The organism is Phyllobacterium sp. (assembly GCF_037994405.1).
Classification (GTDB): domain Bacteria; phylum Pseudomonadota; class Alphaproteobacteria; order Rhizobiales; family Rhizobiaceae; genus Phyllobacterium.
Genome location: NZ_JBBNAN010000152.1, coordinates 13,770 through 28,329, shown reverse-complemented (window position 1 = coordinate 28,329; position 14,560 = coordinate 13,770). Strand labels below are relative to the sequence as shown.

The window sequence follows — 14,560 nt, the reverse complement described above, 5'->3', positions numbered from 1 at the left end:
GGCACGGAACGATTCAATTTCCCCTTTGATGCGGTCGCCCAAGCCATCCACGCGCAGAACCCGGCGCCGGCACGGATTGTCTCCAATCGTCAGGATGATGCGGGTAATGTTGCTGCATTGCTTCACTTGCCCCCGGAGCGGGGCACCGCGGAAGATATTGTGATTGTCTGGCAGGGTGACGATGGGCCGGATGAGGACGTCCTGGAGCGCCTGCCCGGGGATGCCAAGCCAATCGGACCAATTACACGTGTCACCGCGCCAATCAGGAATTTTAACGGCAAGCTCAGGACTTTCAATTTCCAGCGCTATTCTTCTCGACTACCGATCCGGGATCCGAATAGCGCCGGGTAAGCCAGAACACCCCTACAGTATCGAGGAATGCCACCGCGGCGCGGTCGAAGAACCCATACTTCGACACACCTGCGAGCCTCGGACGGTCTTCTACCTCCACTTCGATCACCGGCAAGCCGGCTCGCCGGATCAGGGCCGGGAGAAAGCGGTGCATATTGTCGAAGTAAGGCAGGTCCCGCGCTGCCGCAACGGGCAAAATCTTGAAGCCACATCCGGCATCCCTGCAATCATCGTTCAACAGTCGCTTGCGGACACTATTTGCAAATTTCGACGTCAGCAGTTTGACAACGCCATCATTGCGCCGCTTCCTGACGCCCGCAAAGAGCGCCGGCTCTGATTGCTGTATCCGTAGCCACAAACGCGCAATGTCCATTGGATCATTCTGACCGTCGCCGTCGAGCGTTGCGACCCATTTTCCCTTGGCTGCCTGGAAGCCCGTTACAAGTGCGCGTGACTTTCCCGTGCGTTTAGCATGGCCGAGCACACAAACATGATTACCGGCATTCAATGCCTCTTCGGCGGAACTGTCCGTTGAACCATCGTCGATGACGATGATTTCATACGCTGGCCCGGAAAGCAGCGCTTCATTGATTTCCTTGACGAGAGAACCGATGTTTCCGGATTCATTGTGGACAGGAATTACGATTGTCAGATCGATCATATCGGGAACCATTGTGAACCGGTTACCACATATGCAGGGTGGGGGCCGGCTCTATTGCCATATACTGCGTTGGGATCGGAGGACAGAATTATTTCATTCGAGTATGCGAGCCAGCGCCGCAATTCCGCCACGCCTTTTGTTACTAAAATAGGCTGCTTTCGACACGGCTGGTTTATGGTTAATACTTCATTAATCGAAGTCTCCCTAAAGTCGGGATCAAACCATACTTGTGCTCCGGTCCGGCAATGAATTTTGAGGTTTCAACGGCAGTTTTGAATGCAGGCAGGCGCGCATTTTCATATGTCGTTCTCCTCGGCCTTGCGCTTGCCTGTACTTCACCCGCTGGCGCCCAGCAACCAGCCCCGGAACCGCAAGCCCCGGCTCAACAACCGGCCCCGCAATCCCTGGATGCCAAGCGTGCACAGACCGTAAAGGAACTTGAGGACCTGACCGGACAAATCTCACTCTCGTCGGACCGCGTTGCTGCGCTCGATAATGAAATCGCTGCGCTGAAGAAAGACCAGACAACACTCACGGCCGCCCTTATCCAATCTGCCAAGACCGAGAAGAAGCTGAGCGAGGACATAGCCGGTTTCAGTGAAAGGCTGACTGGCCTTCGTGAACAAGAAGATGGAATAAAGCGCTCGTTGAAGGAACGTCGCGGCGCACTCGCTGAGGTGCTGGCGGCGCTGCAGCGCATGGGGCTGAATCCGCCGCCTGCGCTCCTTGTGCGTCCTGATGATGCCCTTGCATCCGTCAGAAGTGCCGTCCTTCTCGGCGCCGTTGTCCCTGAAATGCGCCAGCAGACCGAGGTCCTCATTGCCGATCTCAAGGAGCTGACCCTGGTCAAAACATCGATCTCTGAAGAACAAAGTCGCCTGACTGCGGCGCTCTCGGGCCAGGCGGAGGAAAAGAAGCGTCTCGACCTTCTCCTCGCCGAAAAGCAGAAACTGCAGGCTACTTCGGAAGAAACCCGGCAGGCCGAGCAGGCGAGATCTGAGGAGCTGGCCAGGCGGGCGACATCCCTGCGCGATCTCATCGCTTCCATGGAAAAGGACCTGCAGGAGATCAAGAAGGCCGCCGATGCCGCCAGTGCCGAAGAGCAGCAGAAGTTGGCAGAAAGCCAGCGACGCGCCGACGACTTTGCCTCCAACCAGAACCGGCTTTCGGCACAGGTCAATTTTGCGTCGTTGAAAGGCCATCTTTCCATGCCAGCTGCAGGCAAGCTTGTGAAACATTTTGGCGATGACGACGGATTGGGCGGCGCCTTCCAGGGCGATACGCTGCAGACGCCTGCAGGTGCGACAATAACGTCACCGACGGACGCCGTTGTCCTTTATGCTGGCGCATTCCGGTCCTATGGACAGCTCTTGATCCTTGATGCCGGGAACGGATATCATGTTGTTTTGGCAGGGATGAAGAAGATCAATGTCTCGCAGAATCAGTTTGTCCTGGCGGGCGAGCCGGTCGGTGTGATGAACGAGCAACTTATCGCCAGTACCGCACCCGTTTCGATGGGAAATGGAGCTCCAATGCTTTACATTGAGTTCCGAAAGGATACAAAACCTGTTAATCCCGCTCCTTGGTGGGCGGATCGGCTTGCTGGAAGGACCGGAAATGATACGTAGGTTAACGCTTCTCTTGGCCGGAGCGCTGATGGGTGCGACGGCAATGGTCGTTGTGCAGGGTGCTCTGCCCACAACCGCTGCAGAAGCTGCGGGTACTGACACCTATAAACAGCTATCAATTTTTGGTGATATTTTCGAGCGTGTCCGTGCCCAGTACGTCACGCCGCCGGATGACAAGAAGCTGGTTGAGAGTGCCATCAACGGCATGCTGACCTCCCTTGATCCGCATTCGTCCTATATGAATGCCGAGCAAGCCCAGGATATGCGTGTGCAGACCAAGGGCGAATTTGGTGGCCTCGGCATCGAAGTCACCATGGAGAATGAGCTGGTGAAGGTCATTGCTCCCATCGAAGACACCCCGGCCGCCAAGGCTGGCGTGTTGGCCGGCGATTATATCTCGCAAATCGATGGTACCGACGTTCGCGGCCTGACCCTGACTGACGCTGTCGACAAAATGCGCGGTGAGGTCAACACGCCGATCGAACTGACCCTTATTCGTCAAGGCGCCGACAAGCCGATCAAGCTGACCATCGTTCGCGATGTGGTCAAGGTAAAGGCGGTCAAATACCGGGTCGAAAATGACGTTGGCTATGTGCGGGTCATTTCCTTCACCGAACAGACTTTCGACGATCTGCAGAAGGCAATCAAGGACATCCAGAGCAAGGTGCCAGAAGACAAGCTGAAAGGCTTCGTCCTCGATCTGCGGCTCAACCCGGGTGGTCTGCTCGATCAGGCTGTTGCCGTTTCCGACGCCTTCCTTGACAAGGGCGAGGTTGTCTCGACACGCGGGCGCGATCCGCAGGACATTACCCGCTTTGACGCCCGTCCAGGCGATCTGATCAATGGCAAGCCGCTGATCGTCCTGATCAATGGTGGCTCGGCGAGTGCTTCGGAAATCGTTGCCGGTGCGCTGCAAGATCATCGCCGCGGTACGGTTCTCGGAACCCGCTCCTTCGGCAAGGGCTCCGTTCAAACGATCATTCCGCTCGGTGAAAACGGTGCGCTGCGTCTGACGACGGCGCTGTATTACACGCCTGCCGGCAAGTCTATCCAGGGCAAGGGCATCGTACCGGACATCGCCGTTGATCAGCCCCTGCCGGACGAACTCAAGGGCCAGGATATCACCCGCGGTGAATCCGATCTGAAGGGCCATATCAAGGGTGTTCAGGAAGATGCCGAAGGTTCCGGCTCCATCGCCTATGTGCCGCCAGACCCGAAGGACGATCTGCAGCTCATCCAGGCGCTGAAGCTGCTGCGCGGCGAACAGGCCAATGCGGCCTTCCCGGCAGATCCGAAGAAGGGTGTGCCTAACTGATATGCCAGAGGGGACCGGACTTTTCCGTCATAGTCTGGTCCCCTTGGTATGTTTTCCCGGCGGCAACGCCGGCTTTGTCCCTTACTTCTCCGGCCAAAACGCGTGAACGTCGATCTCAACCGGCCACTGGGGCAAAACAGCAGGCGGCCCAGCGAAAAATTTAACGCGAAAGCTCTAACTCGTTGGCTCGCGCCATCGGCGGCTGCCTTAGGCATTGTGGGCCTGGCTTCGCTCATTGCTTACACGAGCCACCAAGGATTTCGTCGCCCGGAGCCTGAGGCATCAAAGCCGCAGATTGCCGCGGCGCCGGCATCCAAACCAAGCCAGCCAGTTGTCACGTCCGCACGCGATCCTAACGCACTGCCAGGCAATGTCGTTACCCCTGAAGGTGGCCCCAAGATCATCGTTGTCGGTGATCCGATGAAACGCACACAGGATCCCCGCACCGCCCATATCCCTGAACAGGATATGCTCGAGCAAAGTCCACAGGGGCTATTGCCCATTATTGCGCCTGACGGCCGCCGTCCTCTCGACGTTTATGCCAGGCCCTGGTCCGGTGCGCGTGGCGCCCGCGTTGCCATCGTCATTGGCGGACTCGGCCTGTCACAAACCGGCTCGCAGCAGGCCATTCGCACCCTGCCAGGGGAAATAACGCTGGCGTTTTCGCCGGAAGGCAACAGCCTGGTCCGCTGGATGCAGGCCGCGCGCCAGGACGGCCACGAAATCCTCATGCAGATTCCGCTGGAGCCATTCGACTACCCCCGGGTTAATCCAGGTCGCGGCACGTTGACGGTCGATGCCCCGCCAGCAACAACACTTGAGAATCTGCACAAAGCGATGGGCCGCATTACGAATTATACAGGCGTGATGAATTATATGGGCGCGCGTTTCACCGCCGAGCCGGCGGCGATGACGCCGGTGATCGAGGATATTGCCAAGCGTGGCCTGCTCTATCTCGACGACGGAACATCCGCGCGAAGCCAGGGCGACGCGATTGCCGCCCAACAGGGTGCACCATTCGCCGCCGCCGACGTTCTGATCGATGCCACGCAGGATCGCGGCGCTATCCTGAAGAAACTGGACGAATTGGAGCGCATCGCCCGCGCCAAAGGGACCGCAATTGCAACGGGCTCAGCCTTCGACGTCACCGTTGAAGCCGTCACATCCTGGGCCAATGAGGCCAAGGCAAGAGGCATTGAGATTGTGCCCGTATCCGCCCTTGTCCGCGACCCCGAAAGGGGTTAGCACCTCGCTGCACGCGATTTGGAGCATCTGCATGAACAAGAACAAGAAGCCTGTCGATCCGCAGTCCCTGCCCTATCGTCCCTGCGTCGGCATAATGGTACTCAACAAGGATGGCCTCGTCTGGGCGGGCCACCGCATCATTATTGCCAATGATGAAATGGACGGTGCCACACAGCTCTGGCAGATGCCGCAGGGCGGCATTGACAAGGGCGAAGATCCGGAACCGGCAGCGCTGCGCGAACTCTATGAGGAAACGGGCATGAAGTCGGTCTCGCGCCTGGCGGAGGCACCAAACTGGATCAATTATGACCTGCCGCCACACCTGATCGGTGTCGCGCTCAAAGGCAAATATCGCGGCCAGACCCAGAAATGGTTCGCTTATCGCTTTGAGGGCGAGGAAAGCGAAATTGCAATAAACCCGCCACCGGGAGGGCACACGGCGGAATTCGATAGATGGGAATGGAAGCCGATGGCACAATTGCCAGAGCTGATCGTGCCTTTCAAGCGCAGAGTTTATGAAGAAGTCGTCGCCGCGTTCCGGCATTTGGCCGGCTGAATATCGTAACAAAAAAGCGGGCCATGCCCGCTTTTTTGTTACGCCCTGGAATTCGACTATCAAGCAGCCTTGATGGCTTCCTCTAGTGTCGTCAGCTGGCCGAGAAGGTCTTCCGCCCGGGCGCGCTCCTCGCGTGTGGTTGCATCTTCGAAGTCTTCCTTGGCATCCTGGATACGGCGCTGCAACTCATCAGCCTTTATATCGGTGACGTGTACCGCCGACTCTGCGAGGAGCGTACAGCCATCCGGCGTGATATCGACAAAGCCGCCGAAGACGACATAGCTGTCCAATTTTCCGTCAGACATCTTCACCGTGACAACGCCAGGCTTCACGGTTGCCATCAGCGGCGCATGGTGCGCCATGACAGTCATGTAGCCTTCCGTGCCCGGAACCACGACTTCAATGACCTGTTCCGAAAGGACCAGGCGCTCTGGCGACACGAGTTCGAACTGGAAGGCTTCTGCCATGATATTCACTCAATTCCTGTGGTCTTGGCCGAGGTGACAAGGCGGGCCGTGGCCCGCCGTCAGTCTTAAGCTCAGGCAGCTTCAGCTGCCAGACGCTGTGCCTTTTCAATCGCCTCGTCGATCGAGCCGACCATGTAGAACGCCGCTTCCGGCAGGTGATCGTAGTCACCGTTGCAAAGGCCCTTGAAGCCCTTGATGGTGTCTGCGAGATCAACCAGCTTGCCCGGCGAACCGGTAAAGACTTCAGCGACGAAGAACGGCTGCGACAGGAAGCGCTCGATCTTGCGGGCGCGAGCAACCGCGATCTTGTCTTCTTCCGATAGCTCGTCCATGCCGAGGATGGCGATGATGTCCTGAAGCGACTTGTAGCGCTGCAGGATGAACTGAACCTGGCGAGCCGTCTGGTAGTGTTCATCACCGACGATCATCGGATCGAGCATGCGCGATGTCGAGTCGAGCGGATCCACGGCCGGATAAATACCCTTTTCCGAAATCGCGCGGTTGAGAACCGTCGTCGCATCAAGATGCGCGAAGGATGCTGCCGGCGCCGGATCGGTCAAATCGTCGGCGGGGACGTAAATCGCCTGAACCGAGGTGATCGAGCCCTTGTGGGTCGTGGTGATGCGCTCCTGCATCGCGCCCATGTCGGTTGCCAGCGTTGGCTGATAACCCACGGCGGACGGGATACGACCGAGCAGAGCGGACACTTCGGAACCAGCCTGCGTGAAGCGGAAGATGTTGTCCACGAAGAACAGAACGTCCTGGCCCTGGTCGCGGAAATGTTCGGCAACCGTCAGCCCCGAAAGAGCAACACGGGCGCGGGCCCCTGGCGGCTCGTTCATCTGACCGTAAACGAGGGCAGCTTTTGAGCCTTCGCCGCCGCCTGCCTTGTTCACGCCCGATTCGATCATTTCGTGATAAAGGTCGTTGCCTTCGCGGGTACGTTCACCCACACCGGCGAAAACCGAGTAACCACCGTGCGCCTTGGCGACGTTGTTGATCAGTTCCATGATGAGAACGGTCTTGCCAACGCCCGCACCGCCGAAGAGGCCGATCTTGCCGCCGCGCGCATAAGGCGCAAGCAGATCGACGACCTTGATGCCCGTTACCAGGATCTGGGCTTCCGTCGACTGTTCGACATATTCTGGAGCCGGCTGGTGAATGCCGCGGGTCAGCTTGGTCTTGATTGGACCAGCCTCGTCGACCGGTTCCCCGATGACGTTCATGATACGGCCGAGGGTTTCCTCGCCGACCGGAACCATGATGGGCGTACCCGTGTCGTAGACGACCTGGCCGCGAACGAGACCTTCGGTCGAGTCCATGGCGATCGTGCGTACGGTGTTTTCACCGAGATGCTGCGCGACTTCGAGAACGAGACGGTTGCCGAGATTGTCGGTCTCCAGTGCGTTCAGGATCTGCGGCAGCACACCACCGTCGAAAGAAACGTCGACGACAGCGCCGATGACCTGGCTGACGTGACCGACGACGCCGGTTGCCTTGAGCGTGGCCTTCGGTGCAGCGGTCTTGGCCGCGGGAGCAGCCTTCGCAGCTGCCTTTGGTGCAGCAGCCTTGGTCGCTGGCCTGGCAGCGGCTTCCGCCTTGACGGCTGCCGTCTTGGCGGCCGCTGCCTTCGGTGCAGCGGCTTTCGCGGCTGCGGGTGTTTTCGGGGTCGCTGCTTTTGCCATCGATCCTTACCTTCGCGATTAGAGCGCTTCCGCGCCCGAAATGATTTCAATCAGTTCTTTGGTGATCTGGGCCTGACGCTGGCGGTTGTACGACATTGTCAGCTTGTTGATCATGTCACCGGCATTGCGGGTTGCGTTGTCCATGGCGGACATGCGCGCACCCTGTTCCGACGCCGCGTTTTCAAGGAGAGCGCGGAAAACCTGGACGGAAATATTGCGCGGGATCAGATCACCCAAGATGGATGCCGGATCCGGCTCATATTCATATACCGCATCGCCAGCGCTTTCCGGTTCAGCATCGCTGATGGAATTTGCCGGGATCAGCTGCTGTGCGGTCGGGATCTGCGAAATCACCGACTTGAATTCCGAGTAGAACAGCGTGGCAACGTCGAACGCGCCTTCGTAAAAGAGGGCAATGATCTTGTGGCCAATCTGGTCGGCATTGACAAAACCAAGCTGCTTCACGTCACGCAGATCGACATGGTCGATGATGTGCCTGCCAAGATCGCGACGCAGGATGTCCGCGCCCTTCTTGCCGACAGTGATGATCTTCACGGTCTTGCCGTCAGCGATCAACCGGCGGGCATGTTCACGGGCCAGACGCGCGATCTGCGCGTTGAAGCCGCCGCAAAGGCCACGCTCGGAGGTGCAGACGACGAGCAGATGCACATCGTCCTTGCCGGTTCCGCTCATCAGCAGCGGCGCGTCATCGCCTTCGTCCACATTGGAGGCTATATTCGCCAGAACAGCAGCCATGCGCTGCGAGTAAGGGCGTGCGGCTTCCGCAGCTTCTTGCGCACGACGCAGCTTCGCCGCGGCGACCATCTGCATCGCCTTGGTGATTTTCTGCGTCGCCTTGACCGAGGCGATCCGGTTTCTCAGATCCTTTAACGAAGGCATCCGTTCATCCCGTCAGTGGTTTTAAGCGAAAGACTTGGCAAAGGCGTCAACTGCCGCCTTGAGCTTGCCTTTGACATCGTCGCTAAGCTGCTTTTCCTTGGCAATCGCGTCGAGAACGTCCTTGTTCTCGGTGCGCAGCCATGTGAGCAGGCCCTGTTCGAACTTGCCAACCTGGTTGACCGCAAGCTTGTCGAGATAGCCATTGACGCCGGCGAAGATCACCGCAACCTGCTCTTCCGTCTTCAGCGGCGAGAACTGCGGCTGCTTCAGAAGCTCAGTCAGACGTGCACCGCGGTTAAGCAGACGCTGTGTCGAGGCATCGAGGTCGGAACCGAACTGTGCGAAGGCCGCCATTTCGCGGTACTGTGCAAGTTCACCCTTGATGGAGCCGGCAACCTGCTTCATCGCCTTGATCTGCGCAGAAGAACCAACGCGGGAAACCGAAAGACCGACGTTAACGGCCGGACGGATACCCTGATAGAACAGGTTGGTCTCGAGGAAGATCTGGCCGTCGGTGATCGAGATCACGTTGGTCGGAATATAGGCCGAAACGTCGTTCGCCTGGGTTTCGATGACTGGCAGCGCAGTCAGTGAACCGGCACCATTGTCGTCATTGAGCTTGGCGGAACGCTCGAGCAGGCGGGAATGCAGATAGAAAACGTCGCCCGGATAAGCTTCGCGGCCCGGCGGGCGGCGCAGCAGCAGCGACATCTGGCGGTAAGCCACGGCCTGCTTGGACAGATCGTCATAACCGATCAACGCATGCATGCCGTTGTCGCGGAAATATTCGCCCATCGTGCAACCGGCGAACGGTGCGAGATACTGCATCGGAGCAGGATCGGAAGCCGTAGCAGCGATAATGATCGAATATTCGAGCGCACCGCGTTCTTCAAGAACCTTGACGAACTGCGCTACAGTCGAACGCTTCTGGCCGATAGCAACATAGACGCAATACAGCTTGTCGCTCTCGTTTCCAGCATCGTGAGCTGGCTTCTGATTAAGGAAAGTATCAAGAATGATCGCGGTCTTGCCGGTCTGACGATCGCCAATGACCAGCTCGCGCTGACCGCGGCCAACCGGGATCAGGGCGTCGATGGCCTTGAGGCCGGTCGACATCGGCTCATGCACCGACTTGCGCGGGATGATGCCCGGCGCCTTGACGTCAACGCGTGCGCGCTGCGATGCCTTGATCGGACCCTTACCGTCGATCGGATTGCCGAGCGCGTCAACAACGCGGCCAAGCAGCTCCTTGCCGACAGGGACGTCAACGATGGCGCCGGTACGCTTGACGGTGTCGCCTTCCTTGATGTCACGGTCCGAACCGAAAATAACAACGCCGACGTTGTCGCTTTCGAGGTTCAAGGCCATGCCGCGGGTACCGCCCGGGAATTCGACCATTTCACCAGCCTGAACATTGTCCAGACCATATACACGAGCAATACCGTCACCGACGGACAGAACCTGACCGACTTCGGAGACTTCTGCCTCCTGGCCGAAATTCTTGATTTGCTCTTTCAGGATTGCGGAAATTTCCGCGGCGCGGATGTCCATCAGCCGACCTCTTTCAGTGCAAGCTTAAGCGAAGAAAGTTTTGTGCGAAGTGAAGTGTCGATCTGGCGGGACCCCAACTTGACGATGAGACCTCCAAGGATCGACGGATCAACGGTGACATTGATTGTCACGTCCTTGCCGGCGACGCTTTTCAGCGTGGCCTTCAATTCTGTTTGCTGCGCTGCCGCCAGGGCATGTGCAGAAGTAACTTCGGCCGTCATCTCGCCGCGATGTTCGGCGGCGATCTGGCGGAATGACTGGATCATGGCAGGCACTGCGAAAAGGCGGCGGTTCTGCGCGACGACGCGCAGGAAATTACCGACGAGACCGCCAATCTTGGCCTTGGTCAGGATGGCGGAAATCGCCTTGACCTGATCGTCCGACGAAAAAACCGGGCTGGCGATCAGCCGCTTCAGATCGGCGCTGCCATTGACGAGAGCCTCGAACGCGCCGAGATTGTTTTCGACCTCAGCAAGCGAATTCGCTTCCAATGCGAGGTCGAACAACGAACCTGCATAACGCTGGGCAACACCGGATATGAGCGACGAAGTTTCTGCCACGAACGACAAGCTCTCTGCGTTGGAGCCAAAAATCAGGAAACCGGAAGGAATTTTTCGGTCAAATCTTTGGCATTATTGATTTTTTTACCGCCTTGGACACAACCCGAGAGCCGCCTCCGACGAGATTTGAATGCCGTCTAGCATAGGAAGACAGGACTCGCAACACGCGAATCCGCTAAAACAGGCGGCAGAATCGCCGCAGCTTTGGATAATTATGACTTACGGATTCCAGTAATGCAGAAATGACCTATGCAACAAAGCCAAATGCGAAAAGAAGCGGGCCTGCAGCCAGCGCGAGTTCGATGATGACGGATATCCAGTTGTAAAGCGTATTTCCCCGGTCTGACATCATCGAGATAAGCCGGCCGAAGACAGTAAAACCCCACGAGACGCCAAGCGCGATCCAGAGAAATGGCTGCGCAAAAATCAGGGCGCTGAGGCCGAGGCCGAGATAGAACCCGGCAAACGTGGCCCGGATTTCGGACAGGGCTTCCGGCCGCTCCGGCTTGGTCTGCAACCTCAGGATTCTCAGCGCTACACGTGGCGCGAAAAACAGGATCAGTCCGAAGATGACGGTGATCACGCCGGATGACCACGCCATCCATTCACCTGTACTGGCCGGCCAATAGAGTTCCATGATTTCCCTGCCCTACCACGTTAACCACATAGACAAATTGCTTATAGAAAGCTTTGCGGATCGATATCAACCTGAACGCGCACTGATCCCCGTTCTTTTGGCCCCGCCGCCAGTACGGCGCGGATAAAACCCTGTAGGTCAGCCTTGCGTGTACCGTGGATCAAAAGCCGGAAACGGTGGCGGCCACGGACAAGTGCAAGAGGCGCCTCCGCCGGGCCCAGCACACTGATCTGCTGCGATGCGGGCGCGGCGCGGCGCAGGGCACGCGCATGGTTCTCCGCCTCGGAGCGCGTTGCCGCCGAGATGATCAGCGAAGCCAGCCGCCCGAATGGTGGCAGTCCGGAGCGCTCGCGTTCTTCGATCTCACGCTCGTAGAAAGCCTTCGCATCGCCCGAGACAATCGCCCGCATCACGGGATGATCCGGCTGATAGGTCTGTAACAGCCCGAGGCTCTTTTTGCCGGTGCGTCCTGCACGCCCGGTCACCTGGCTGAGAAGCTGGAATGTGCGCTCCGCTGCACGCGGATCGCCATTGGCAAGGCCGAGATCCGCATCGACGACCCCGACCAGCGTCATGTTGGGAAAGTTATGTCCCTTGGCGACAAGCTGCGTGCCGATGATGATGTCCGCTTCGCCGCGCGCAATCGCATCGAGCTCGAGCCGAAGCCTTTTGACACCCATCAGGTCCGATGACAGCACGATAATCCGCGCATCGGGGAACGTCGTTTCCACCTCTTCGGCTATGCGCTCGACACCCGGGCCGCAAGCAACCAGATGATCGAGTGTGCCGCAAGATGGACAGGCCTCTGGCCGCGCCTCGTGATGCCCGCATTGATGACAAACCAGCTGGCCCCGAAAGCGATGCTCGACCAGCCAGCTTGAACAGTCCGGACACTGGAACCGGTGGCCGCAAACACGGCATAGCGTAAGCGGCGCATAACCGCGACGGTTGAGAAACAGCAACGATTGTTCCTCGCGCTGTAACGTCTGGTTGATCGCCTCGACCAATGCGGGCGACAGGAACCCGCCGGGTCGCGGCGGCGAACGCCGCATGTCGATCGATTTGAGATCAGGCATTGCCGCTTCGGCATAACGGCCCGTCAACCGGATACGCTTGTATCGGCCTTGTTGAGCATTGACCTGGCTCTCGATCGACGGTGTTGCGGACGCAAGCACGACCGGGAAATTGCCGATATGCCCGCGCACCACTGCCATGTCGCGCGCATTGTAGAAGACGCGGTCTTCCTGCTTGTAGGCGGGATCATGCTCTTCATCGACAACAACCAAGCCAAGGTCCTGGAACGGCAGGAACAGCGCTGACCGTGCCCCGGCAACGACCCTGACCTGGCCCTCCATCACCTGCCGCCACACGCGCTCGCGCGTTCGCGGCGCAAGGTCAGAATGCCATTCGGCCGGTTTCGAACCGAAGCGGTCGTGGAAGCGGTCGAGGAATTGCTGGGTCAGCGCGATTTCGGGAAGCAAGATGAGCACCTGCTTGCCCTTTTCGATCGCCTTGGCCACCGCTTCGAAATAGACTTCCGTCTTGCCGGAACCGGTAACGCCATCGAGCAGCGAAACCGAAAATTCATCCGCGGCAACCGCCTCGACGAGCTGTTCTGCCGCTAGGGTTTGATCGCCTGACAAGGCCGCTTTCGCATAGTGGATATCCGGTGCAGCCACAACGGGACGCGCCGGAATCATCACCTGCTCGAAAACACCCTGCGCCGAGAGCCCGTCAATGACGGTTGCCGAAACACCCGCTGCGTGGGCAAGGCCAGTTCGTGTCCATGCCATGCCATCTTCGGCAAGCTCCAACACTCTAGCGCGCGCACTGGTCATGCGGTCAGGCTCGCGGCCAGAAAATCGCAGGCCCGGCACTGGAGGCTCAGGATCGAAGGCAGCCGGCACGCGCAGCACCATGCGTGCCACCATGCCGGGCGGCGAGATCGTATAATCGGCGGCAAAGCGCATGAAGCGCATCATGCCGTCATCGACTGGCGGGCAATCGAAAAGTTCGGAAATCGGCCGCAACTTCTTGGCGTCGATCGAGTCGGTCGAACCCTCTGTGACAATGCCAGCCACCTCGCGCGGTCCAAGCGGCACCCGCACAATCGACCCGGCTTGCACGTCCATGCCATCCGGCACGGCATAGCTATAGGGCCGCTCGGCCGGCATCGGCACAAGCACCGGAACTATTTTTTGCGGGATGAACGAATCCTGGCTCATATAGGCGTGACCTTGCCGTGGCTTTGAGCTAAAGAAAAGCCACTTTCCGGGAGAAATATCCCATCTGTCATTTTAGGAAGGACTGCTCCGATGAAATTCTTTGTCGATACCGCCGACGTAAAGGAAATCCGCGAACTCAATGATCTCGGATTGCTGGACGGCGTGACCACCAATCCGTCGCTGATCTTGAAATCTGGCGGTAGCATCATCGAAGTCACCAAGGAAATCTGCAGCATCGTCAAGGGTCCAGTTTCCGCTGAAGTCACCGCGACTGAATACGAGCAAATGATGAAAGAGGCTGCGGTGCTCGCCCGGATCGCTGACAATATCTGCATCAAGGTGCCGCTGACCCTCGATGGCTTGAAGGCTTGCAAGGCACTCCGCTCCGACGGCCACCTGGTCAACGTGACGCTGTGCTTCTCCGCCAACCAGGCGCTGCTTGCCGCCAAGGCCGGCGCGACCTTCATCTCGCCCTTCATCGGGCGTATTGACGATATCGGCATTGATGGCATGGAGCTGATTTCCGAAATCCGCACCATCTATGACAATTACGATTACAAGACTGAGATCCTTGCCGCTTCGATCCGTACGGTCAATCACGTCAAGCAAGCTGCCTTGATCGGCGCCGACGTCATAACCGCACCGCCGGCAACGCTTAGGGCTCTGGTCAAGCATCCGCTGACCGACAAGGGCCTCGAGGCCTTCCTCGCCGATTGGGCGAAGACGGGTCAGTCAATCGCCTGATTGCTGAAACTGCAAGCTTGGTAAAATCGCCCGCC

The 14,560-nt window shown here is 58.4% G+C and carries 14 protein-coding genes; 6 read left to right on the top strand and 8 right to left on the bottom strand.

Annotated features, from left to right (window positions below; all coding sequences use genetic code 11):
- Positions 1-351, top strand: a 351-nt coding sequence (locus AAAC48_RS09305) for a hypothetical protein (protein ID WP_340653911.1), incomplete at its 5' end; no start/stop codon positions are given.
- On the opposite strand, the gene AAAC48_RS09300 is transcribed toward AAAC48_RS09305, so the two are convergent.
- Complete coding sequence (locus AAAC48_RS09300; RefSeq protein ID WP_340653910.1) at positions 293-1,012, bottom strand: glycosyltransferase family 2 protein; 720 nt, start codon at positions 1,010-1,012, stop codon at positions 293-295. The two genes, AAAC48_RS09305 and AAAC48_RS09300, sit on opposite strands and share 59 nt — an antisense overlap.
- A 245-nt stretch (positions 1,013-1,257) precedes the next feature.
- On the opposite strand from AAAC48_RS09300, the gene AAAC48_RS09295 reads away from it, so the two are divergent.
- From AAAC48_RS09295 to AAAC48_RS09280, 4 genes are all read left to right on the top strand, one after another.
- Positions 1,258-2,640 (top strand): murein hydrolase activator EnvC, encoded by a 1,383-nt coding sequence (locus AAAC48_RS09295; RefSeq protein WP_340653909.1) that lies wholly within the window; start codon positions 1,258-1,260, stop codon positions 2,638-2,640.
- Positions 2,630-3,955 carry a S41 family peptidase gene (locus tag AAAC48_RS09290; protein WP_340653908.1) on the top strand — a complete coding sequence of 442 codons (1,326 nt, stop codon included), beginning with the start codon at positions 2,630-2,632 and terminating at the stop codon, positions 3,953-3,955. The genes AAAC48_RS09295 and AAAC48_RS09290 overlap by 11 nt, the downstream gene beginning before the upstream one ends.
- A 420-nt stretch (positions 3,956-4,375) precedes the next feature.
- Entirely contained in the window at positions 4,376-5,200 is an 825-nt protein-coding gene (locus AAAC48_RS09285; RefSeq protein ID WP_340653907.1) for a divergent polysaccharide deacetylase family protein, read from the top strand.
- A gap of 31 nt (positions 5,201-5,231) precedes the next feature.
- The gene (locus AAAC48_RS09280; RefSeq protein WP_340653906.1) at positions 5,232-5,756 is read left to right on the top strand and encodes an RNA pyrophosphohydrolase; all 525 of its coding nucleotides are present in this window, start codon (positions 5,232-5,234) and stop codon (positions 5,754-5,756) included.
- A 59-nt stretch (positions 5,757-5,815) separates the two neighbouring features.
- Here the strand turns inward: AAAC48_RS09280 and AAAC48_RS09275 are convergent, their stop codons facing one another.
- From AAAC48_RS09275 to AAAC48_RS09245, 7 genes are all read right to left on the bottom strand, one after another.
- Positions 5,816-6,223 (bottom strand): F0F1 ATP synthase subunit epsilon, encoded by a 408-nt coding sequence (locus tag AAAC48_RS09275; RefSeq protein ID WP_340653905.1) that lies wholly within the window; start codon positions 6,221-6,223, stop codon positions 5,816-5,818.
- Positions 6,224-6,294: 71 nt separating this feature from the next.
- Positions 6,295-7,908, bottom strand: a complete 1,614-nt coding sequence (gene atpD / locus AAAC48_RS09270; RefSeq protein ID WP_340653904.1) for a F0F1 ATP synthase subunit beta — start codon at positions 7,906-7,908, stop codon at positions 6,295-6,297.
- Positions 7,909-7,926: 18 nt separating this feature from the next.
- Positions 7,927-8,808 (bottom strand): F0F1 ATP synthase subunit gamma, encoded by an 882-nt coding sequence (locus AAAC48_RS09265; RefSeq protein ID WP_340653903.1) that lies wholly within the window; start codon positions 8,806-8,808, stop codon positions 7,927-7,929.
- A gap of 21 nt (positions 8,809-8,829) precedes the next feature.
- Positions 8,830-10,359, bottom strand: coding sequence for a F0F1 ATP synthase subunit alpha (gene atpA / locus AAAC48_RS09260; protein WP_340653902.1), 1,530 nt, complete (start codon positions 10,357-10,359; stop codon positions 8,830-8,832).
- On the bottom strand, positions 10,359-10,919 hold the full coding sequence (locus tag AAAC48_RS09255; protein WP_340653901.1) for a F0F1 ATP synthase subunit delta: 561 nt from the start codon (positions 10,917-10,919) through the stop codon (positions 10,359-10,361). The genes atpA and AAAC48_RS09255 overlap by 1 nt, the downstream gene beginning before the upstream one ends.
- A gap of 247 nt (positions 10,920-11,166) precedes the next feature.
- Positions 11,167-11,556, bottom strand: coding sequence for a DUF4345 family protein (locus AAAC48_RS09250; RefSeq protein ID WP_340653900.1), 390 nt, complete (start codon positions 11,554-11,556; stop codon positions 11,167-11,169).
- 41 nt (positions 11,557-11,597) lie between these two features.
- Complete coding sequence (locus AAAC48_RS09245; RefSeq protein WP_340653899.1) at positions 11,598-13,781, bottom strand: primosomal protein N'; 2,184 nt, start codon at positions 13,779-13,781, stop codon at positions 11,598-11,600.
- 90 nt (positions 13,782-13,871) lie between these two features.
- On the opposite strand from AAAC48_RS09245, the gene fsa reads away from it, so the two are divergent.
- Positions 13,872-14,525, top strand: a complete 654-nt coding sequence (gene fsa, locus AAAC48_RS09240) for a fructose-6-phosphate aldolase (RefSeq protein WP_340653898.1) — start codon at positions 13,872-13,874, stop codon at positions 14,523-14,525.
- Positions 14,526-14,560: the final 35 nt, after the last annotated feature.